18 protein-coding genes are annotated in these 20,657 nt (G+C 70.1%); 8 read left to right on the top strand and 10 right to left on the bottom strand.

Annotation, left to right across the window (positions count from 1 at the left end; translation table 11 throughout):
• Positions 1-26 precede the first annotated feature (26 nt).
• The 4 genes from ACFVYE_RS09715 to ACFVYE_RS09730 all read left to right on the top strand — a co-directional run bounded on the left by ACFVYE_RS09715 (position 27) and on the right by ACFVYE_RS09730 (position 4,342).
• Positions 27-698, top strand: coding sequence for a response regulator (locus ACFVYE_RS09715; protein ID WP_383978430.1), 672 nt, complete (start codon positions 27-29; stop codon positions 696-698).
• A gap of 602 nt (positions 699-1,300) precedes the next feature.
• On the top strand, positions 1,301-1,984 hold the full coding sequence (locus ACFVYE_RS09720; protein ID WP_389604900.1) for an FkbM family methyltransferase: 684 nt from the start codon (positions 1,301-1,303) through the stop codon (positions 1,982-1,984).
• A 16-nt stretch (positions 1,985-2,000) separates the two neighbouring features.
• On the top strand, positions 2,001-3,155 hold the full coding sequence (locus tag ACFVYE_RS09725; protein ID WP_383978425.1) for a glycosyltransferase family 4 protein: 1,155 nt from the start codon (positions 2,001-2,003) through the stop codon (positions 3,153-3,155).
• 380 nt (positions 3,156-3,535) lie between these two features.
• On the top strand, positions 3,536-4,342 hold the full coding sequence (locus ACFVYE_RS09730) for a thioesterase II family protein (protein ID WP_383963481.1): 807 nt from the start codon (positions 3,536-3,538) through the stop codon (positions 4,340-4,342).
• Between the two features lie 222 nt (positions 4,343-4,564).
• Here ACFVYE_RS09730 and ACFVYE_RS09735 read toward each other — a convergent pair whose 3' ends face one another.
• The 3 genes from ACFVYE_RS09735 to ACFVYE_RS09745 form a co-directional block, all read right to left on the bottom strand.
• Positions 4,565-5,752: an amidohydrolase gene (locus ACFVYE_RS09735; RefSeq protein WP_389604903.1), complete on the bottom strand. Its 1,188-nt coding sequence runs from the start codon at positions 5,750-5,752 to the stop codon at positions 4,565-4,567.
• 89 nt (positions 5,753-5,841) lie between these two features.
• Positions 5,842-6,495: a GntR family transcriptional regulator gene (locus tag ACFVYE_RS09740; RefSeq protein WP_383963487.1), complete on the bottom strand. Its 654-nt coding sequence runs from the start codon at positions 6,493-6,495 to the stop codon at positions 5,842-5,844.
• A gap of 638 nt (positions 6,496-7,133) precedes the next feature.
• Positions 7,134-7,538 (bottom strand): DUF5997 family protein, encoded by a 405-nt coding sequence (locus ACFVYE_RS09745; protein ID WP_383963491.1) that lies wholly within the window; start codon positions 7,536-7,538, stop codon positions 7,134-7,136.
• A 58-nt stretch (positions 7,539-7,596) separates the two neighbouring features.
• On the opposite strand from ACFVYE_RS09745, the gene ACFVYE_RS09750 reads away from it, so the two are divergent.
• The 3 genes from ACFVYE_RS09750 (at position 7,597) to ACFVYE_RS09760 (ending at position 10,346) form a co-directional block, all read left to right on the top strand.
• Positions 7,597-8,358 (top strand): LysR family substrate-binding domain-containing protein, encoded by a 762-nt coding sequence (locus tag ACFVYE_RS09750; protein ID WP_383963494.1) that lies wholly within the window; start codon positions 7,597-7,599, stop codon positions 8,356-8,358.
• A 28-nt stretch (positions 8,359-8,386) separates the two neighbouring features.
• Positions 8,387-8,584, top strand: a complete 198-nt coding sequence (locus ACFVYE_RS09755) for a hypothetical protein (RefSeq protein ID WP_383963497.1) — start codon at positions 8,387-8,389, stop codon at positions 8,582-8,584.
• A 271-nt stretch (positions 8,585-8,855) separates the two neighbouring features.
• Positions 8,856-10,346, top strand: a complete 1,491-nt coding sequence (locus ACFVYE_RS09760; RefSeq protein ID WP_389604906.1) for an esterase — start codon at positions 8,856-8,858, stop codon at positions 10,344-10,346.
• 76 nt (positions 10,347-10,422) lie between these two features.
• Here the strand turns inward: ACFVYE_RS09760 and ACFVYE_RS09765 are convergent, their stop codons facing one another.
• From ACFVYE_RS09765 to ACFVYE_RS09790, 6 genes are all read right to left on the bottom strand, one after another.
• Complete coding sequence (locus ACFVYE_RS09765) at positions 10,423-11,751, bottom strand: geranylgeranyl reductase family protein (RefSeq protein WP_389604908.1); 1,329 nt, start codon at positions 11,749-11,751, stop codon at positions 10,423-10,425.
• A 232-nt stretch (positions 11,752-11,983) separates the two neighbouring features.
• Complete coding sequence (locus ACFVYE_RS09770; protein WP_383963602.1) at positions 11,984-12,619, bottom strand: response regulator; 636 nt, start codon at positions 12,617-12,619, stop codon at positions 11,984-11,986.
• A complete protein-coding gene (locus ACFVYE_RS09775; RefSeq protein WP_383963506.1) occupies positions 12,619-13,755 on the bottom strand; it encodes a sensor histidine kinase in 1,137 nt (378 codons plus the stop codon). Before ACFVYE_RS09775 ends, ACFVYE_RS09770 begins: the two co-directional genes overlap by 1 nt.
• Before the next feature lie 173 nt (positions 13,756-13,928).
• Complete coding sequence (locus tag ACFVYE_RS09780; protein ID WP_383963509.1) at positions 13,929-14,606, bottom strand: DedA family protein; 678 nt, start codon at positions 14,604-14,606, stop codon at positions 13,929-13,931.
• Between the two features lie 188 nt (positions 14,607-14,794).
• A complete protein-coding gene (locus tag ACFVYE_RS09785) occupies positions 14,795-14,950 on the bottom strand; it encodes a hypothetical protein (protein WP_383963511.1) in 156 nt (51 codons plus the stop codon).
• Positions 14,951-15,198: 248 nt separating this feature from the next.
• Positions 15,199-15,348 (bottom strand): hypothetical protein, encoded by a 150-nt coding sequence (locus ACFVYE_RS09790; RefSeq protein ID WP_383963514.1) that lies wholly within the window; start codon positions 15,346-15,348, stop codon positions 15,199-15,201.
• Between the two features lie 195 nt (positions 15,349-15,543).
• Here ACFVYE_RS09790 and ACFVYE_RS09795 point away from each other — a divergent pair, with 195 nt between their 5' ends.
• Positions 15,544-16,989, top strand: a complete 1,446-nt coding sequence (locus ACFVYE_RS09795) for a helix-turn-helix domain-containing protein (protein ID WP_383963517.1) — start codon at positions 15,544-15,546, stop codon at positions 16,987-16,989.
• A 55-nt stretch (positions 16,990-17,044) separates the two neighbouring features.
• Here the strand turns inward: ACFVYE_RS09795 and ACFVYE_RS09800 are convergent, their stop codons facing one another.
• Positions 17,045-20,524: a M28 family peptidase gene (locus ACFVYE_RS09800; protein WP_389604951.1), complete on the bottom strand. Its 3,480-nt coding sequence runs from the start codon at positions 20,522-20,524 to the stop codon at positions 17,045-17,047.
• Between the last annotated feature and the right edge of the window lie 133 nt (positions 20,525-20,657).

Below are 20,657 nucleotides of genomic sequence, written 5' to 3' on the forward strand. Positions count from 1 at the left end.
CCTGCCGACCTTGTGGAGGACCGACCGTGACGACCACCCGCGTGCTGATCGCCGACGATCAGATGATGGTCCGTCAGGGATTCACGGTCCTGCTCAATGCGGAACCCGGCATCGAGGTCGTCGGTCAGGCGGTGGACGGCGCCGACGCCGTCGCCAGGGTCGCCGAACTGACCCCCGACGTCGTACTGATGGACATAAGGATGCCCGGGGTCGGCGGCATCGAGGCGACGCGCCGCATCACGGCATCGCCCGCCGCCTCCACCAAGGTCCTCGTCCTGACCACTTTCGACCTCGACGAGTATGTGTACGAGGCGCTGCGCGCCGGCGCGTCCGGGTTTCTGCTGAAGGATGCGTCGGCCACGGAACTCGCCCATGCAGTACGGGTGGTGGCGGCCGGCGAGGCCCTGCTCGCGCCGAACATCACCAAGCGTCTCATCGCCGAGTTCTCCCGGATGTCCGACGTCCCCCGCGGTCCGGTCAAGGGCCGCAGCGGCAACCTCACGGAGCGCGAGACGGAGGTTCTGTCCCTGATCGCGCAGGGCCTGTCGAACGCGGAGATCGCCCAGCGTCTGGTGGTGGCCGAACAGACGGTCAAGACGCATGTGAGCCGGATCCTGGTCAAGCTCAGCCTGCGCGACCGGACCCAGGCCGCGATCCACGCGTACGAGACGGGCCTGGTGCGCCCGGCCGGGTACTGAGGAGACACCGCCGCATCGAGCACGGGAACGGGCCGACGGTCCGTCATGGGTGCTGTGGCAGCCCGATTCATCCGCGGGCCTGAACGACGGGCGGCGTCGGCCCTGTGGCGGGAGTCGTCCGACTCGTCGGCCATGCCCTGGTTCATGGTGAATGTTCAGTGGGGCCGACCGGTGCACGAGCAGCCTCTGCGCATGGAGAACGGCGCGAGCCGAGGTCCCGCCCGCTGCCCGCCACCGACGCGAACCGCATCACCATCCGAGAGAAGAAGCGAAGCCGTGATTTGCGCTCTTTCATGATGGCTTCATCGGTTGTGGGCCAGACCTGAGATGTACATCTCAGGTCTGACATGCCGGCCAATCTGCTTCCGGAGAAGGATGGGATCACCCCGTATCTGATGATGCGATGGAATGCCGATCGAGTGTGGCGTCGTTCCGGCAGCAGGATCCGAACGCCCAAGCAGGCTGAAAGGCGTTTGATGCAAGGCAGGCTGACGCGTCGTCCGGATCCCTCGATTCTCCGGTCCGGCGGTCGCCCGCACCCGGGGCTGCGTGTGTCGTCCGTCGCGCTCGCGCTTCGCTGGGCATCCTCGCGGTGGCCCTTCGTGGAAGAAGAAGTGGCGGGCCTGCGGCCGCTGGTGCGGCCGGGCGCTGTCTGCCTCGACATCGGGGCCGAGTACGGCCTCTACACCTGGAGCCTGTCCGCGCTGGCCGGACCGTCGGGGAAGGTGCACAGCGTCGAACCGCTGCACGGCCCCGCGAAATGGCTGAGGGCCACGGCAGCCGCCCTCGGCTGCGACAACGTCACCGTGCACCGCATGGCTCTCGGCGCGCGGGCACACGAAGGAACGATGAGCCTGCCGCGGCGCCGTCTGCTGCCCGTCCACGGACGCGCCTATCTCACCGAGGGCGCCTCGGGCCCCGGACCCAACGTCGAATTCCCCGCCTCCCGCCCCGTGACCACACCGGTTCGGACGGTGGACGGACTGTGCAACCACATGGGCCTCGACCGCGTCGACTTCATCAAGGCCGATGTCGAAGGGGCGGAGGCAGCCGTGCTGTCGGGGGCCCGGCGCACACTGCTGCGCCACCGGCCCGCGCTCCTGCTCGAGATCGAGGACCGTCACCTCGAGAAGTACGACACGAAGTCTGGCGACCTCGTCAGCCGGCTCAGCGAGCTCGGCTACGACATGTACCGCTGGCGGAACCTGGGTTGGGAGCGTTCTGCCGACGTGACCGACGACTGCCGCAACTACCTCTTCTCGGCTCGCTCGACCGCATCCAGCTGAAGGATCCAACACATTCATGGGCTCCACCCTTGTCATCACCAATGACTTCCCGCCGCGCCAGGGAGGCATAGAGACCTTCGTGCACGCCATGGCCACGCGCATACCCGACGACGACGTGGTCGTGTACACCTCGCGCGAGCCGGGCGACACCGCGTACGACGCGGCCCTTCCGTTCCCTGTCGTACGGGACTCCAGCGGCATGCTGCTGCCGACCGCGCGGGTCACCCGGAGGGCCGTCGAGATAGCCAGGGCCCATGGCTGCGACCGGGTCTGGTTCGGGGCTGCTGCGCCGCTGGCCCTCATGGCGCCGGCCCTGCGCCGCAGTGGGATCCAGCGCATGGTGGCGACCACCCATGGCCATGAGATCTGGTGGGCCAGGACCCCGGGGCCGCGTCAGATGATGCGCCGTATCGGCGACGGCGTGGATGTCGTCACGTATCTCGGTCAGTACACGCGTGCCCGGATAGGGCCGTCCCTGGGCCCGCGTGCGCGCATGAGCCGGTTGGTGCCGGGGGTCGACGCGGAGGTGTACCGGCCCGACGCCGGTGCCGGATTCGACCTGCGTACGGAGCTCGGCCTGCACGGCAAGCGCGTGATCCTGTGTGTGGCCCGACTGGTCCCGCGCAAGGGCCAGGACATGCTGATCCGGGCCCTGCCGCTGATCCGGCGGGAGGTGCCCGACGCGGTGCTCGTCGTGGTCGGCCGGGGGCCGGACGAGGCACGGCTGCGCAAGCTGGCGCACCGGCACGCCGAGGGCTCGGTCCGTTTCGTGGGCGGAAAGTCGCACACCGAGACTCCGCAGTACTACGCGGCGGCGGATGTCTTTGCCATGCCGTGCCGTACCAGGAAGGCCGGTCTGGAGGCGGAAGGGCTCGGGATCGTGTTCCTGGAGGCGGCGGCGAGCGGACTGCCGGTGGTCGTCGGCGACTCGGGCGGCGCCCCGGACACGGTGCTCGACGGCAGGACCGGCCGGGTCGTGGACGGCACCGACACAGCGGCGATAGCGGGCGCGCTGACCCGCATACTGCTCGACGCGGACCAGGCCGCCGAGATGGGCGCCGCCGGCCGTGAGTGGGCCCAGGAGTCCTGGTCCTGGGACGCATCGGCCCGCCATCTGACACAGCTGCTGAACCCCGAGAGCATCCCGGCGGTCGTGCCGGGGCAGGAGTAGGGGAGCCACGACATACGACGCGCAGGGCCCGGACTTCCCACCCCAGGTGGGAAGTCCGGGCCCTGCGCCGCTCGGGCTGCTCCTCATGCGGTCCGCGGGCCGGCCACCACCCCGCCGCTGTGCAGGGTCTTTCGTCTGGATCACGCCGGGCTCGCGGGGTCCGGCCTGATCCAGACGAAAGACCCCGGCCGATGTCGCCACGGAAGTCGGCTCCGATGTCCGAGGACGATGCGACAATCGCCCCGCGACGTCATTTGGCGCGCTGTGCGACAAAGGATTGCCACGATGGGAGTGCAGTTGCTGGAGTCAGTCGAGCCGTGCCGGGCACAGCAGGTCCTGACCGGCCCCGGCCCCCGTGCCGCCACAGGAAGGGCCGAAGCATGACACATCCCGCCGTGTTCCGTGGATCCGCCGTCTGTCCGAGCCCGGTCGCCGACCCGTCCCTGCGCCTCTTCCTCTTCCACCACGCCGGTGGCTCGCATCTGCTCTACCGGGACTGGGCACCGGAGTTCCCGCCGGACTGGGAGCTGTGTCTGCTCAACGCCCCCGGGCGTGCGCACCGGCGCGATCAGGCCGCCGTCGACCGCGTCGAAGATCTGGTCGACCACTTCCATCAGGAGTTGCTGCCGCTGTTCGACCGGCCGTTCGCCTTCTTCGGGCACAGCATGGGCGGCCTGGCCGCGTACGAACTGACCCTGAGGCTCGCCGCGCAGGGCGGGCCGATGCCGGTCTGGCTCGGGCTCTCCGCCTTCGGTCCGCCCAGGGGCGCGGAGTACCGGCGCCGCCCAGGACGGCACGAGAGCTCCGACGCCGAACTGCGTGACTGGCTGCGGTCGCTCGGCGGCACCCCCGCCGAGCTGCTCGACAACGACGATCTGTGGCAGTTGTTCGAGCCCGTGTTCCGCAGCGATTTCAAACTTGTCGACACTTGGGCGCGCGACCCCGCCACCGGCTCACCGCCGCTGCCTTTCACCGTCTTCGGCGGTGACCAGGACCTTGTCGTGGAGCCCAGGAGGCTCAAGGCCTGGGCCGACCACTCCCCGCACCTCCAGGGCGTCCACCTCTACCCCGGCGGCCACTTCTATCTGCACGACCACCGTGCTGCCCTGATCCGCACCGTCACCGCGTCGGTGCGCGCGGCCCGCTCCGCCGCCGAACGCATCATCACGGCGCCCGGTGCCTCGTAACCCCCCTCGCCCGTCAGCGGGCGGCGGGCTGCGGGCAGTACTCAGGCACGGAAGGCCGAGGCGAACACTGCGGGCACCCATGTCCAGGACGGCTGCTTCGCCGGCCGAGTGTCGCCCTGCGGGCGCGGCGGCTCGCGGGCGACGGACGGCGGTGCTGCATACAGAGGGGGCACCGCTCCCGGAACGTGTCCGCCGAGGCCGTGCCGCACTCGCCGGCCGGCATCAGACCTGAAGCTCACCGTCCCGGACAACCACACGCCCACCCGCGACCACGAGTTGGCGCCGCGGAGAGCGGACGAGGGCGTCCTGGACGTTCTCGGCGTCCACCAGAACGATGTCCGCGCGTGCTCCCGCGACGATGTCGTGGACGCGGCGGTGGACAAAGCCGGCCGCACGGGTGGAGGACAGCTCGACCGCGTGCGCGAGCTCCTCATCGGTGCGCAGTCCGTGCAGCCGCGCGAAGCCGAGCGCGATGCGCAGCATGTCGCCGTCACCGTACGGGGACCACAGGTCGCGGATTCCGTCGGTGCCGAGACCGACCGGGATGCCGCGGTCCCGCATCGCACGCCAGGGAAGCGGCGCGGTACGGGGCGGGGCCACGGTTGCCCACGCGATGCCGGCCTCCTCGCAGCCGTCGAGCAGGTCCTGCTGCCGGCTCACCGAGAGCTCCCCGAGGGCGAAGCCGTGCGAAATCGTCACCCTGTCCCGCAAGCCCGTACGCCGGGCGCGGTCGATGATGAGCTCGAACTGGAACGCGCCGAGCTCCCCTCCGTCATGCAGATGGATATCAAGACCGACGCCACGGCGCTGCGCGATGTCGAACAGACCGTCGAGCTGGGCCACGGGATCACGGTCGATCGAAGCCGGGTCGATACCGCCGATGCTTGTTGCCCCGGCGCCGGCTGCCTGATCGAGCAGTTCCAGCACACCGGGACGGCGCATCACACCGTCCTGCGGGAATGCGACGATCTCCACCTCGATCGCGCCGTCGAGGGCGTCCACCGCCTCGCGGACGGCCTCGATCCCTCGCAGCCCGACACCGAGGTCGACATCCACATGGCTGCGCACCGCTGTCGTGCCGTGCCGGAGAAACTCGCCCAGCACCGCGGTGGTCGAGGCCGCATTCGGGATACCGAGTCCGTCGCGCATGGCGCGCTCGTGGGCGATGCGCCCCTGAGTCGTGGCCTCTCCGCCATAGGAAACCCACGGCTGGCCCCACCAGCTCTTGTCGACGTGGGCGTGCGCATTGATGAAGCCGGGAAGGGCGAGAAGGCCGCCGCCATCGAGGCGTTCACCGTCATTGCCCGCGGTCCCGGCGGGCACGACGGCGAGGATCCCGGCTCCGGACATCACGATGTCCACGGGTGCCGCACCCCAAGGGCGGACGTTCGCCAGTGTCACATGGGTCATGAAGGAAATGGTATCCCGAATGGCTTCGAGCTGTGATGCGGCTCAAGACCGGCTGCGCCGATCACGGATCGCCCCGAGGCCGCATTCCGTCAGGAACTCTGAGACCGCCTCCGACGCGCAGCGGCGGCGCTACGGCTGCTCGCCAGGTGCTTCACGACCAGTTCTTCGACTCGGTGAACATCCCGCTCCGCGATCGCGGCGTACAGGGCCTCGTGCTCGTTCGCGACTGCCATGAGATCGTCATGCTGCGCCAGCAGCCATCGCATCCTGCTTCGAAGCGTCCGCTCCAGCTCACCGAGCAGCTCATTGCCTGCCAACGAGGTCACTGTCTGGTGGAAGTCGGCGGCGGCCCGTCGAGCACGCACGGCATCTCCCGTACGAGCGGCCTCCAGCTCGGCGTCGAGGTCCGAACGAAGCCTTTCGAGGCCCGGCCGCGTACGCCGCTGAGCAGCAAGCCGGAAGGTGAGCAGCTCAAGGGGCGTACGAATCTCGATGAGATCCGCGATGTCCGTGGACGTGAACTCCCGGACGACCGCCCACGTCCGCGGCCGGGGAGTGACCAGGCCCTCGGTCACGAGCACCTTGAGCGCATCGCGGATGGGCAGTCTGCTCACCCCGAGCTCTGCGGCGAGTTCGCGTTCGACGAGCTTGCTGCCCGGCTGTCGAACCCCATCAAGAATGTCGTCCCGCAGCTGCCGAGTGACGCGCTCCGACTCCGGCTCGAAAGCTTCAGACCCTGTCATACCGATCATTCTCCCAAACCCGCTTCCGAACGAGGGAAGCGATCGTGCTCCGTTCGGAGCGGGGTCGATCCCGCGTCGGCGAGCACTCCTCGGGGGCCGGACGGAGAACGGGATGCCGAGCGCCGGCAGCAGCATGCCGAAGAAGGCGGCCGCGAGGCCTCAGATGTTCCAGGACCTGGACCGCCGCGGCGAGGGCCACCGTGCTGAGCAGAGCCGCAATCGCCCCCACACCGAGCCCCAACGGCTCGTCACGTCCCCTGACCAGCAGTCGCTTGCGCGGCGGAGCGCCGAGGAACCCCTGTGCCGTCATCGCGAACGGCTCCAGCTCCTGCGGCGCGGCCGCTTCCACCGCACGACGGGTGAGCCGCGTCGCCACAGCACTGTCTGCCCCCTGCGCCCGCCCCTGCATGACGAAGCTCCCCGATCGACGAACCCGCCGCGCTCCCACACGTGAGTGCACCGCTGCCACTCGCAGGCTATTGGGCGTGTGCCGCCCGTCCGAAGGCTTTTCCGCTCTGTGACCGTGCGGCCAGACCCTGTGTCGTCCCGGCCGCACCGTCAGTCGTCGGCGCAGCACCGTCGAACGAGGCGGAGCCGGCGCCGGGCCGGCACGCCGAGGGACGGTCGAGGAACAAAGGTCAGGAACGCGGACCGTGGGACTGATCGGCGCGCGCTGCGTTCTTCTCCTTGATGCGAACCGCTTCCTTCCGGACCTCGGCCTGGGTGGCGCGTTCCTGCTGGAGCCAGTCGGGGCTGTCCTTCTTCAGCGCCTCGATCTGCTCCGTGGTGAGGGCGTCCGTGATTCCGCCACGGGCGAGACCCGAGATGGAGATGCCCAGCTTCGCCGCGACCACCGGCCGGGGATGCGGGCCGTTGAGTCGCAGCTCCTGCAGCCACTCGGGCGGATCGGACTGCAGTGCGTTCAGCTCGGTGCGCGAGACGACACCCTCCTGGAACTCGGCGGGGGTGGCCTCGAGGTACACACCCAGCTTCTTTGCCGCGGTTGCGGGCTTCATTGTCTGGGTGGTCTTGTGCGACGTCATGGTGCCAAGGGTATCGAGCATGTGCGCTACCTCTGACCAGGGCCGGTAACCTGGCTGGGTGACAAGCTCGGAAGAAACCCCTTCGTTCCGGCTCGCGTACGTCCCGGGGGTGACGCCCACCAAGTGGGTGCGGATCTGGAACGAGCGGCTGCCCGACGTCCCGCTGACCCTCATCGGGGTGCCGGCCGCCGAGGCATCCGATGTGCTGCGGGGCGGCGGCGCCGACGCGGGTCTCGTGCGGCTGCCCATCGACCGGACGGACCTCAGCGCGATCCCCCTCTACACCGAGACGACGGTGGTCGTGATCCCGAAGGACCACGTCGTGGCAGCGGTCGACGAGGTATCCGCCGAGGATCTCGCCGACGACATCGTGCTGCATCCGCTCGACGACACCCTCGAATGGGAACACCGGCCCGGACGGCCCGCGATCGAGCGGCCCGCCACCACGGCGGACGCGATCGAGCTCGTGGCGGCCGGAGTGGGCCTTCTCGTCGTCCCGCAGTCGCTCGCCCGCCTGCACCACCGCAAGGACCTCACGTATCGGCCGGTGTCCGACGCCCCCGAGTCGCGCATCGCGCTGTCGTGGCTGGAGGACGAGACGACGGACCTGGTGGAGGACTTCATCGGGATCGTCCGAGGGCGGACCGTCAACAGTTCACGGGGCCGCCCCAAGACCCCGGCGCAGCCGAAGGGCAAGCGCCCCGAAACAGGCGGTGCGCGGCGGAAGCCCGCAGCCGGCAAGGCGGCCGGGAAGAGCGCGCGGAGCGGTTCCGGCGGCACCAAGGGCGGCAAACGAGGAAAGCCTCGCCGCCGGTCCTAGATCCTGTCGTCGAACTGCCGTCCGCCGCGTGACAGGACCTGGCCACGGCCTCCGCGCACCCGGGCGGCTGCGCGGTGGTGGGTACGTCCTTCGGGAGCAGCAGCGCCGTGCTGATCTCGGCGAGGCGGTCCGTGAGATCCGGGCGGTCACCAGTGGCTCCCGCGGGGGCCACGTCGTCGATGGCGGTGAGCGTCGCCAGGACGGCCGCTTCCGTCGGTCGGCATGATCGGCCTCGGCGGAGTCGGCATTCGGCAAGGTGCGAGGTCGCCGGTGCGGCCCGGGTCATCGACATCGCCTCATCCCCGTTCCGCGTCGCGGCCCCAGCGCATCGGGGGCTGCCTCGGGGGTTCAGGGGTGGGCGGAACCCCGCCCACGGCGTGTCCGCTGTACAACCCTTTTGCCTCATGCTCGGTCAAACAGGGCGCCAGGAAGGAACGGGCCCTTTCCGGCCGTCGCCCCCGCACCCGCCCGGCCATCCTTGAACCAAGGAGCCGCTCGTGCGCACGTACCGTTCGGCCGCCATTGCCGCGGCCTCATTTCTCCTGATGGCGGGAGCAGCCATCGCCGCTCCCTCCGCATACGCCGGTACCCCCGGCGGCACGCACGCAAGTGACCGCAACAGCGATTTCAACGGCGACGGCTACGAGGACGTGCTCATCGGCGCGCCGGGCGGAACCGTCAGTGGAAAGAAGGGCGCGGGGTACGTGACCGTGCAGTACGGCGCGTCGACGGGTATCGGCACCCGCAGGGCCGCGGTCGTCAGCCAGTCCACCACCGGGGTGCCGGGTGGAGCCGAGACGGGCGACGGCTTCGGCAGGGCGCTGGCCACCGGCGACCTCGACGCGGACGGCTACGACGACGCGATCGTGGGCATCCCGGGCGAGGACATCGGGACGGTCGCGGACGCGGGCGGCATCACCGTTCTGTGGGGGTCGTCGAGGGGCCTGGTCGGTGCGAACAGCGACTGGCTGGAGGCCGCGGAGCCCATGGCCGGCGCGAAGTTCGGCAGCGCACTTGCCGCGGCCCGCTTCAGCCCCGACACCCCGGGCGACGAACTGGCCGTCCTCGGCCGCGACGACCTGGAGCTGTACGCGTACGACACAGCCCCGCAGCCGAAGTCCGCACCGCTGGAGCGCACCGGGCGCAACCGCCTCGCCGCCGGTGCGGCGGAGCGCCGGATCCAGCCCGGGTCCCTGACCACCGGCGACTACGACGACAACGGTCTGGCCGACCTCATCGTCTCCGGAGTCACCGTCGGCGACGAGCCGGGGCACGGCTGGTCGTCGTTCTTCTCCGGGCAGACACAGGGCCTGGTGTACGAGCGCGATCTGCGGGGCGGCCCCGTCGCGGCATCCGGCGACATCAACAACGACGGCTACGACGACCTCGTCACCGGCGAACCGCACAGCCCCGACGACGGGGGTGAATCGATGACCGGCGGTCTGGTCGGCGTCTACTACGGCAGCCCCGACGGGCCGCTCGGCGTCGACGGTGAGGACAGCCCGCCGCAGTGGTGGACCCAGAACACACCCGGTGTTCCGGGGACGGCCGAGCGCGGTGACGGCTGGGGCACGGACCTCTCCGTCGCGGACACCAACGGCGACGGGTACGCGGACGTGGCCATCGGCGCGTCCGGAGAGGACATCGGCACGGTCGCGGACGCGGGAGCGGTGTGGGTGCTGCGCGGCACAGCCGGCGGGTTGACGGCCACCGGTGCCAAGTCGTGGGACCAGAACTCCGCGCAAGTGCCGGGCACCGCGGAGAAGGGCGACCGCTGGGGCGGCCAGGTCAGATTGACCGACCCGAACAGGGACGGCCGCTTCGGCCTGCTGGCCTCCGCCCCCGGTGAGAACACCGGCGACGGCGTGGTGTGGGTGCTCTCGGCCGGCTCCGGCGGGGTCACGGCCACCGGCTCGTGGACGTACGGCGCGGGCTCGCTCAGGGCTCCGTCACCGGACGCGGCGTACGGGGCCACGATCGACGAGTAGCACGGGACACAGCGCTCCGGGGCCGGCCGACAGGCTTTCCCCGGTGTGCTGTTCGTGCCCTCGTGGGACTCGCGGTTCAGCGCCTGCGTCGCACCTTCGGTTCCGGGACGAGACGCACGACGCCGTTGAGCAGATGGTCGATCAGGTCGTGCGAGGGCTTGTCCGTGAGGTTGGTCAGCAGCCGGGCCAGGGTGTTGAGCAGAAACGGCGACCCCATGACGTAACGGTTGAGGACCGGCTGGAAACCCGAACGGCTGAAGACGAGGTCGGCAGCCGTGTTCCCGAGACGGTAGTAGCGCCCCCAGCGGCGGTTCATCTCGACGGGGTAGCCGCGCAGCACCTGCTCCCGCCGGGGCCCCCGGGGGAGTGCGAGGGCGAGCGCGGCGGTCTCGGCCGCGACTTCGCCGGCTTCCATGGCCTGGCCGATGCCTTCGCCGTTCCAGGGGCTGATCATGCCTCCGGAGTCGCCGACGAGGAGGAGCCCGCGGGTGTAGAGGGGGTGGCGGTTGAAGCCCAGCGGAAGGGCCGCGCTGCGGACAGGTCCCTCCGCGTTCTCCTCGCGCAGTCCCCAAGCATGCGGGGTGCGCGCCAGCCACTCGTCCAACGTGGCGCGAAGGTCCGCCTTTCCGTGCCGTCGGTGGGGCAGCGCACCGAGACCGACATTGACGCGGCCGTCGCCCATGGGGAAGATCCAGCCGTATCCGGGCAGGTAGTGATCGCTCCCCGGGAAGCGGAGGTCGGCCCACAGCTCCAGGTACTCCTCCTGGGAACGCTCCGGACTGCGGTAGTAGCGGCGGGCGGCCGTCGCGATCTGCCTGCTCCTGTCCCGCTGCAGGCCCATGGCGAGAGCGAGGCGGGCGGAGGCGCCGTCGGCGGCGACGACGATCGGTGCGTGGAAGGCCAATGGCTCCTTTGCCGAGGTCGTGGCGGTGACACCGGTGATACGACCGGCGCGGTCGGTCAGGGGCTGGGTCACCTTCACGCCGCTGCGCAGCCGGGCTCCGGCGGCGACGGCGTGCCGGGCCAGGATATCGTCGAAGTCGTGCCGGCTGCGCGAGAGCCCGAAATCCGGGTAACGCCCGAGCGCGGGCCAGTCGATGTGCACCTGATGGTTCCCGGCCACCCATCGCATCCCGCGTGAACGTGTCCAACCCGGAGCCTTGATGTCGACGCCCATCCTGATGAGCTGGTGCACCGCTCGTGGCGTCAAACCGTCCCCGCACACCTTCTCCCGGGGAAAGTGGGACTTCTCCAGGAGCAGGACATCGACGCCCGCCCTGGCGAGGTGGAAGGCCGCGGCCGAGCCCGCCGGCCCCGCCCCCACCACGATCACCTGAGCTTCCTCGTCCGAGCCGTGGACGGACCGATCGTCCGACGGGGAATGGTCCGGCGTCGTTTCCCGCATGGGGAACCCCTTCCTGTTCCTGGGACAGGCGGTGCCGCACCGAGGACGGCAGCCCTGTGCATCATCATCGATCAAGGAGGGCCGGTGCGGAACCCGGCCCGGATGTCCGGCACCCGCCTGATGCAGCGTCAGTCACTGTGCGAGGAACTTCGATCACGGAAGCTGTTGTCGTCCTGACGGGCGACGGCCGCGTGATGTCACCCGAGCCCGAAGGGGACCGACGCGCCGGCGTCTACGACTCCAAGTAGCGCAGGACCGCCAGCACTCGTCTGCTGTATCCCGTGGTCCGTGCCAGATCGAGCTTGTCGAAGACGGAGTTGAGGTTCTTCTCGACCGAACTGAGCGAGATGTGCAGATGCTGGGCGATGGCCGTGTTGGTGCGGCCCTGCGCCAGCTCCTGCAGGACGCTGCGCTCGCGGGGTGTCAGCCTGGCCAAGGGGTCACTGTGCGTGGTCCGGACCACCAACTGCCGTACGACTTCCGCGTCGATGGACGCGCCGCCCGCGTGAATCCGCTCCAGCGAGTCCAGGAACTCGTCGACCTGCGCGACCCGGTCCTTGAGCAGATAGCCGACCCGCTCGGCGTTTGCGGACAGCAGCCGCACCGCGTAGTTGCGCTCCACATGCTGGGAGAGCACCAGCACACCGACCAGGGGCCAGCGCTCACGGATCTCCAGCGCGGCCCGCAGCCCCTCATCGGTGTGGGTGGGAGGCATCCGGATGTCGACGACGACGAGGTCCGGCGGGTCCGCCTCGACTGCCCGGACGAGGGCCGTCCCGTCACCCACCGCGGCGAGGACTTCATGTCCCTCCTCGGCGAGCAGGCGGACCAGGCCCTCTCTCAACAGGGTCGAGTCCTCGGCAAGCATTACGCGCACAGCAGCTCCGCGATGATGGTGGTGGGTCCCCCGGAAGGGCTGTCGATGTACAGGCGGCCGTCGAGTGCGTCCACCCGGCTGCGCAGCCCGGCCAGTCCGCTGCCCGTGGGATCGGCTCCACCGGTGCCGTTGTCCCGGACGCATACGGACACTCCGCTCCCGTCGCCCTTGACGCTGACGGAGATGCGGGTCGCGCGGGAGTGCTTGGCCGCGTTGGTCACAGCCTCCGACACCACGAAGTAGGCGGCCGTCTCCACAGGCCGGGGCAACGGCAGCGCCAGGTCGAACTCCATGTGCAGGGGAATGCTGCAGCGCTGGGCCACCCCGCCGAGTGCCTCCTCCAGCCCGAGGTTGTCGAGCGCCGACGGATAGACGCGCCAGGCCACCTCCCGCAGCTCGGTGAGGACCTCCTGGGACTCCTTGTGAGCCTGCTGGAGCAGCAGATCGGCCTGCTCGGGTGTCCGGTTGCGGCGGGCCCGGCCCAGCAGCATGGCGAGTGCGACGAGCCGCTGCTGCACGCCGTCGTGCAGATCGCGTTCGATGCGCTTGCGCTCCACGTCGACCGCCCGGAGCACACCGGCACGGCTGGCGGCCAGTTCCGCGATGCGCCGCTCCAGCAACTCCCGCTCGGACGGGCCGAAGTGTTCTCGTGCCAGCCGTGCGTCGAGGGCGCCCAGTGAGAAGAGTCCCTGGATGTCGAGGAAGAGGAGGACACCGCCGAGGACCCCTTGGGTCAGCAGTTCCTGCCAGCTCGTGGTGGCGCGTGCCACCCCGGCCGCCAGCAGTCCGGCCAGTACGACCCCGCACCCCAGCAGTGCAGCCACGAATCCGGTCAGCACCCCTGTGCAGGTGCGGGTGGCGAGGTAGCGAAGGACTTTCCGGTCGGACGCGCGGTGCGGGGGGAACACATCGCCGAAGAAGACGCTGCGACGGATCCGCTCCAGCTCCGTGAGCCGACGGGCCCCGGCACTCAGCACGGCCAGGGTGCGCCGACGCGTACGGGGCCACAGAATGAACGGGCCCAGCAGAGCGCCCGGCACGGCGAAATACAGCAGGTCCAGCAGGGCGGTGCAGCAGCCGAGCAGGGCGCCCGTGACTCTGCGGGGCCAGGGGGAGGTCCGCGCCACCGAGGTGCCCCCTTCATCGCGCCTCGGGCCGAGTGGCCCCGGGAGATGACTGGTCGCACTGTCTGTGGAGTCCCCCTGCACGGATGCCGAGGCTAGTCGCGCGGCACCGTCACGGCAAGATCGTCCTTGGCGGGCGGGGGAGACCGGGAGAGCGCCGGACAGCGGCTCGTGGCTCACGACTTACGACGGTGCTGCGCCCGCTCAGAACGGGGACGGGGACGGGAGCGCAACCGCAGACCCACGTACGCGATGACGGCCGCCAGGGCCAGGACGAGAACGGCCTTGGAGAGGACCCCGACATAGGTCTCCACCAGATTCCACCGGTCGCCGAGCCAGTACCCGGCCATCACCAGCACCGAGTTCCACAGCAGGCTGCCCACGGCGGTCAGGGTCACGAAGAGCGGCAGCGACATGCGCTCCACGCCGGCCGGTACGGAGATGAGACTCCGGAAGATCGGCACCATGCGCCCGAGGAGGACGGCCTTGTTGCCGTGCTCGGCGAACCACTGCTCCGTACGCTCCAGATCGGAACTCCTGACCAGTGGAAGCCTCGCCCAGATCGCATGCATCCGGTCGCGGCCGAAGAGCATTCCGATCCAGTACAGAACCACCGCGCCCACCACCGAACCGAGCGTGGTCCAGAAGAGCGCGGAGGCCAGGCCGATGACGCCCTGCCCCGCCGCGAACCCGGTCAGCGGGAGAATGACCTCGCTGGGCAGCGGCGGAAAGAGATTCTCCAGGGCGATGGCGAGGCCGGCTCCCGGACCCCCCATGGTGTCGACGAGATCGGCTGCCCAGCCTGCGACACCGCCTGCGGGTTCCTGGGGAAGTCCCAGAGTGACGAGATCCATGAACTGACTCCTGGCCGGTGGCGGAGAGGCACGAGAAGTCCGTCGCGCCTCACCGGCAACGCTAGGAATTGCCGGCCGGCGCCGGTACGGGGATTGCCGTCGAACCGGGTGATGTTCTCCGCACCCGCCACCCTGCGGTTTTCCTCAACTCCCGTAGCCCCGCGGCGATCAAGCCGACGCCGCTCGCGTCACTGCGGCGCGAGGACGATCCGGACCCGGCCCGGAGTGAAGGTCATCTGCTTGCCGTCCCGGGTGGTGAAGGAGGCCCCGGTCTCGGCCGTGCGCCGAGACCGTCCGACGTCGTACTTCTTGCCGTTGCGCAGAATGGGGGCCGAGTCGGGCACCGTCGGCCGTACGGGCCGGTGTGCCGTCCATGTCCACCGGCCACCGGCGCCGGCCTGCGCACCAGGTGAAGGTGAAGCGCGCCGCCTGATACGGACCGTGTGTCCGGCGAGGGGGGCCTGTCGCCAGGTGGCGGGACCGCGAAGCGCAGCCCGATGTCCTCGGAGGCGCTCACCCCGGTGGTGGCGTGCGGTGTCTTCCCCGGGCCGCAGGCAGAGATTGTGCGGTCCCGCTCGGTCGCGGGCCGTGCTCAGTACGGCAGCGGGCGGCCGGACGGGGTGCGCAGATCGAGTGGCGGCGGCCGCGACGGCAGCTGCGGACGCCGGACGATCTTGATGCGGCCCATTGCCACCACCTCCTGTCGGTCACCGGTCATATGCCCGGTGGGTCGCCCCTTCATGCGGCTCCGGCCGGCTCAACCGGCCGACCGGGCAAGAGTGTTACGCAATCGGTCGGGGCGATGAGAGAAGGCGCGGGAAGAAGCCATGTTCCCGCGGCACCGAGGACACCGCGCACACGCGCTCGCTATCCTCCCGGCCATGAGTCATGAGCGTGGCACGGGTGGGAGATCCGGCGGGGCTCCGCGGGGTTCCGGGTGACCGAGGGCGTGGGCCCCTCGCCGGATGTCCGAACCGCACAGGCGTGGAGGGCCTTCGGAACCCGGTTACGTCAGTGGCGCAGGCGCGCCGGGCTCACCCAGGCCCAGGTGGGCGCCCGCGTCGGCTACGACCACACCGCCATCAGCAAGTTGGAGCACGGCACCCGCAGGACGCCGCTGCCGCTCGCTCGCAGGCTGGACGATCTGCTGACGGCCGGCGGCGACCTCCTCGACGCCTGCGAGGCGGCGCAGGCCGAAGGGACAGGTGGTACGGGCGAGGGGAGCGGTGGCGTACGTCCGGCCGCGACCACCGCACGGACGGGCCCCCTGCCCGGCGAGCCCGCAGGCGGCGCCCTGCTCTCGATGCTGCCGCCGGACACCGTCCTGCCCATGAGGCTGCCCACCTACGGGCTGGTGTGTCCGGTGCATGGCCGCGACGGCTGCACCGTTCCCGCACTCGCCGACGTCATCGCCCTGCATTCGGCCTTCTGCGCCCTGGGCCCGGCCACCGTTTCGTGTCCGCCGCTGGACATCGACACCGTGCACGCCCTGACGGCGCTGCTCGCCGTCTGCCAGCGGGCCGACGAGGAGCGCGCCTGGCCGGGAGCGACCGTCGTGGTCGAGCGCACCCTGCACGCGATGCTCCGCTGGATGGCCCTGCCCGCAGCGCCGTACCAACGCCAACTCGCACCACTTGCAGCCGAGTACGCACAGTCGGCCGGCTGTCTTCGGCTGCTGTGGGGCCGGAACGCGACAGCGATGGCCTGGCTCGACCGGTCGCTGGTATGGGCCGGCCTGGCCGGTCATGTCGGAACGGAGGTGGCCGCGCTCAGCGACATGAGCACCCTGGCGCGGCTGGAGGGCGACGGCCCTTCCGCCCTCGCCTACGGTGGCGCGATCCGGCAGGCGGCCGTGGGCCGGCACTGGGCGGGCGCCATGAGCGATCTGTACGAGGCGCGCGGGCATGCGGTGCGGGGCGACGCGCGGCAGACCCTGGGCCATATCGACCGTGCCTGGTCACAGATGGACCGGGTCGGCGAGCAGGACGAGACGGAGGCGCCCTGGCTGTCCGTCGCTTCCGTGCGTCTGCGGGTGGAGTCGGGTGCCGCCGGTGCCCTGCGGGACCTCGCCGCGGCGACCGGTGACCGCCGACTGGCGCTGCGCGCGGTCGAGGCGACCCGTACCGCGCTGGGTCTGCTCCCTGCGGGGATGCACTCGACACGGATGCTGTTCCTGGTTCGGATGGCCGACGCCCATGCCTGCGCCCAGGACCCGCTCGCCGCGATCGCCATCGCCGAACCCGTACTGGACACCACCGAGGTGACCGCATCCACGCTGCTCGGCCAGGAACTCCGCGGCCTGCACAGCCGGTTGGCGACCCGGCACGGCAATTGGCCGGAGACGGACGACTTCACCCGTCGGCTGGCGGCCGTCGTCCGCTGAGAAACCGAGGGCGGGGCGTGTGCACACACGCCCCGCCCGGCTTCCTGCTGATGGATCAGCTCGCGTTCAGCGTCACGTCGTCCACGACGAAGCTGGTCTGCAGATAGGCGTCCTCACTGCTGGTGAACCCGAGCGTGACCGTCTGACCGGCGAAGGCGCCGACATCGAAGGTCTTCTGGACGTAGGAGCCCGCGGCGTCCGTGTTGGAGTACGTCGCAAGCGTCTTGGTGCCCAGTTTCACGGTGAATGTGTCGTACGCGGTCGGGTCGCCCGCCGACTCGTCCGTGTCGGTGCGCAGATGGAACGAGAGCTTGTACGCGGAGCAGCCCGTGGGAATGGTCAGCGACTGCGAGGCGGTGTCGGTGTGCGTGGATCCCCAGCCGCCGAGCCAGGCCATGTACGCGCCGCTGTGCGCGGGCTTCTCCGACGTCCGGTTGCTGATCACGCCGTCCGTCTGGGTCCACGGCGCGACGCCCTCCTCGAAGCCGCCGTTGGCGACGACCTGCCGCGCCTGGCACGTACCGCCGCCACCGACGACGAGCGAGTACGTGGTGGCGTGCGTGGCCGAACCGGTCCCGGTCACCGTGATGGTGTACGTACCCGGCGCGGTCCGGTCCCCGGCGGAGACGGTCATGGCCGACGACGAACCCGACTGCACGGAGGCCGGGGCGAACGCGACCGTGACACCGCTCGGCGCCCCGGAGGCCGTCAGGTTCACGGTCTGCGCGGAGCCACTGGTGGTCGCCGTCGACACACTCGCGCCGACCGATCCGCCCGGCTGGACGTTGCCGGAGACCGGTTGCACCGCGACGGAGAAGTCATTGGCCGGCGCGGTTGTTCCGACGGACGTCTTCCATACCGTATGGGCGACACCGTCGGCGCTGCGGTCGAGCGCCGTCGCGTTGATGTTGCTCGTGGTGTCGCAGGACTGGTGGTAGCAGGAGTCGTAGGACCTGCCCGCCGTACCGCCCCACTTGGCGGCCTGGGCCGACGACTTGGTGTCGCTCGCGCCCGTCGCGTAACCGGAGGTGGGAATGCCGCCCTGCTGGAAGGAGTAGTCGTCGGAGCGTCCCTGGCCCTCGACGTTCTCCTCCGGAGCGAGGTTCAGCGAATCCCAGTACTCCTTCATCGGGGCCGAGGCGGCCGAGTCGACGTTGTTGATGAAGTAGCCCGCGTTGGTCGAGGCGACCATGTCGAAGTTGTAGTACGCCTTGATGGCGCTGCGCTGGGCGGCGCTGAGCTGGCCGACGTAGTACTGGGAACCCTGCAGGCCCTGTTCCTCGCCGTTCCACCAGGCGAAGCGGACATGCTTGGTCATCGTCGGGTTCTGCTGCGCCAGGGCGAGCGCGTTCTCCAGCAGGGTGGCGGAACCCGAGCCGTTGTCATTGATCCCGGGGCCGGCCGCGACGCCGTCCAGGTGGGCGCCGAACATGACGGTCTGGTCGGAGGGGCCGCCCGGCCAGTCGGCGATGAGGTTGTTGCCGCGGTACGTGCAGCTGGTGCAGGTCTGCTCGCTGACCGTGTAACCGGCCGCCTGCAGCTTGCCCTTCACATAGGCGACCGAGGCCGTGTAACCGGCGCTGCCGGCCCGGCGGTTGCCGCCGTTCTGCGAAGCGATGGTGTTCAGCTGTGCCAGATGGGACTGCACGTTGGCGACACTGATGTCGGGCGCGCTGCCGCCCGGACTGCCGCCGTTGTCGACGGTCAGCGTGTACTGCGCGGTGTGGCTCAGGGTGCCGTCACCCTTCACCGTGAAGGTGTACGCGCCGGGCGCGGCGTCCGACGACGCGGACAGGGTCATCGTCGAGGACGCTCCGGACTGCACCGACGACGGGCTGAACGACGCGGTGACACCGCCCGGCAGACCGCTCGCCGTCAGGTTCACCGTCTGCGCACTCCCGGAGCTGACCGATGTCCGCACCGCGGCCGTCACCGAATTGCCGGGCTTCACCGAGCCGGACGCCGGGTCCAGGGACATCGTGAAGTCGTTGTTGCCGCTGGGGGTACAGGTCGGGTCGGCGCTCTGGGCGGGGACACCGATGGCGTCCCAGGCGGCCTTGGTCCGGTCGAAGAGCACACAACTGGAGTCGAGGTTCCTGGCGGCGGTGAGGGTGGTCGTGCGGTAGCGCTTGTAGGTCATGCCGCTCGTCTTGAGCAGCATGCCGCCGTAGAAGACCTTGCCGGCGCTCTGGATGCCGACACCGGTGACCGAGGAGCTGTTGCACGTCGGGCTGGACGGCTTGCCGCCGCCCGGGTTCGAGCCCTCGGCCAGCAGATAGAACCAGTGGTTCAGCGGACCGGCCGCCGCGTGCTCCTCGGTGTTGGGTATGGAGGAGCTGTAGCAGTTCGGGTCGCCGACCTGCGACGGGTTGTACATGATCCGGATCGGCCCGTTGCCGACCAGGTCGATCTTCTCTCCGACGGTGTAGTCCGGGTCGTCGTACGGGGCGGGCTCATTGGTGTACGCCTCGGTCAGGGCGCCCATGATGTCGCCGGTGGCCTCGCCGAGACCGGACTCGTTGTCGGCGCCGCCGGGCGTGTACTGGTCGATGCCGTGGCCGAACTCATGGCCCACCACGTCCATGGCGCCGATCCACTGGTTGGCGTTGTTGTGGCCGATGGAGACCGAGGAGCCGTCCCAGTAGGCGTTGACGTCGTTCAGTCCGACCTTGACCGGCCAACTGCGGCCGTTGCCGTCGTGCCCGTTGCGGCCCAGCCAGTCCCGCAGCATGTTCCACTCGTGCTGCGCCGCCCACATGACATCGACGCAACCGGTCTCCCTGCTGGAGGCGCTGCCGGTGCCCCAGGAGTCGCTCGACTTGCTGAAGACACTGCCCGTGCTGTAGTCGGCGCAGCTCAGGCCGGGCCGGTTCGGGTCACGCAGCGAGTAGCTGCCGCCCGACGCGGTGGTGTCGATGGAGAGCGGCGACGGGCCGTTCCACTGACTGTTGCCGGTGCCCGCCTTGACGTCGTCGTAGCTGTCGAGCACCTTGCCGGTGCCCGCGTCGACGAAGACATGCAGATGGCTGGGGGACTTGGCGCTGCGCCCGGTGAGCACCGTCTCCCAGGCCAGCCGGGAGGTTCTGTCCGTGGCGCGCACGACCAGACGGTGCGAGTCCACCCGTTTCACGGTGGTGAGTCTCTTGCGGGAGAGGGTCTCGGCCGCCTTGGCGGAAACGGTCGGTGTGGTCGGCACGTTGATCCGCCGGGACACTGCCGACTGGGTGCCGCGTACCCGGCCCTCGGAGTCGGCCACCACGACGGCGTCCCCGCCGACGACCGGCAGACCGCGGTAGGTGCGCTGGTAGGCGACGGAGTACATACCCTTGACCCAAGGGGTCACCATCTGCCGCTCGTATTGCTCGTCGGGCCCCTTCGCCAGGGTGTCGAGACCACTGGCGGCGGCCCGGTCGGCTGCCGACACCGCGGCCGAGAGCGCGGTCGGGGCGGGCGGAGACGGTTCGGCAGATGCTGGCTGGCCGCTGGTGACGACCAGCATTCCGGCGAGGACGGCCAGGGTTGTCCCGGCCGTCATCGGTCTGCGTTTCATCGAGGCTCCTTGAGTCGGGGGGCCTCGATCACGGGCAGCGGCGTACGATGACGCACTTGCTCCGGCCGTCGAAGGCCGGCCCCGTCGCCCGTGTCGCCGTCGTCCCTGATCGAGCGAC

The sequence above is a fragment of the Streptomyces sp. NPDC058239 genome, from assembly GCF_042882185.1.
Taxonomy (GTDB): domain Bacteria; phylum Actinomycetota; class Actinomycetes; order Streptomycetales; family Streptomycetaceae; genus Streptomyces.

Excerpts from the sequence above, each read along its gene's own strand:
- ACFVYE_RS09725 (WP_383978425.1), top strand. The coding sequence starts at position 2,001 with ATGGGCTCCACCCTTGTCATCACCAATGACTTCCCGCCGCGCCAGGGA.
- ACFVYE_RS09730 (WP_383963481.1), top strand. The coding sequence starts at position 3,536 with ATGACACATCCCGCCGTGTTCCGTGGATCCGCCGTCTGTCCGAGCCCG.
- ACFVYE_RS09735 (WP_389604903.1), bottom strand. The coding sequence starts at position 5,752 with ATGACCCATGTGACACTGGCGAACGTCCGCCCTTGGGGTGCGGCACCC.
- ACFVYE_RS09740 (WP_383963487.1), bottom strand. The coding sequence starts at position 6,495 with ATGACAGGGTCTGAAGCTTTCGAGCCGGAGTCGGAGCGCGTCACTCGG.
- ACFVYE_RS09745 (WP_383963491.1), bottom strand. The coding sequence starts at position 7,538 with ATGACGTCGCACAAGACCACCCAGACAATGAAGCCCGCAACCGCGGCA.
- ACFVYE_RS09765 (WP_389604908.1), bottom strand. The coding sequence starts at position 11,751 with ATGCGGGAAACGACGCCGGACCATTCCCCGTCGGACGATCGGTCCGTC.
- ACFVYE_RS09770 (WP_383963602.1), bottom strand. The coding sequence starts at position 12,619 with ATGCTTGCCGAGGACTCGACCCTGTTGAGAGAGGGCCTGGTCCGCCTG.
- ACFVYE_RS09780 (WP_383963509.1), bottom strand. The coding sequence starts at position 14,606 with ATGGATCTCGTCACTCTGGGACTTCCCCAGGAACCCGCAGGCGGTGTC.
- ACFVYE_RS09790 (WP_383963514.1), bottom strand. The coding sequence starts at position 15,348 with ATGAAGGGGCGACCCACCGGGCATATGACCGGTGACCGACAGGAGGTG.
- ACFVYE_RS09800 (WP_389604951.1), bottom strand. The coding sequence starts at position 20,524 with ATGACGGCCGGGACAACCCTGGCCGTCCTCGCCGGAATGCTGGTCGTC.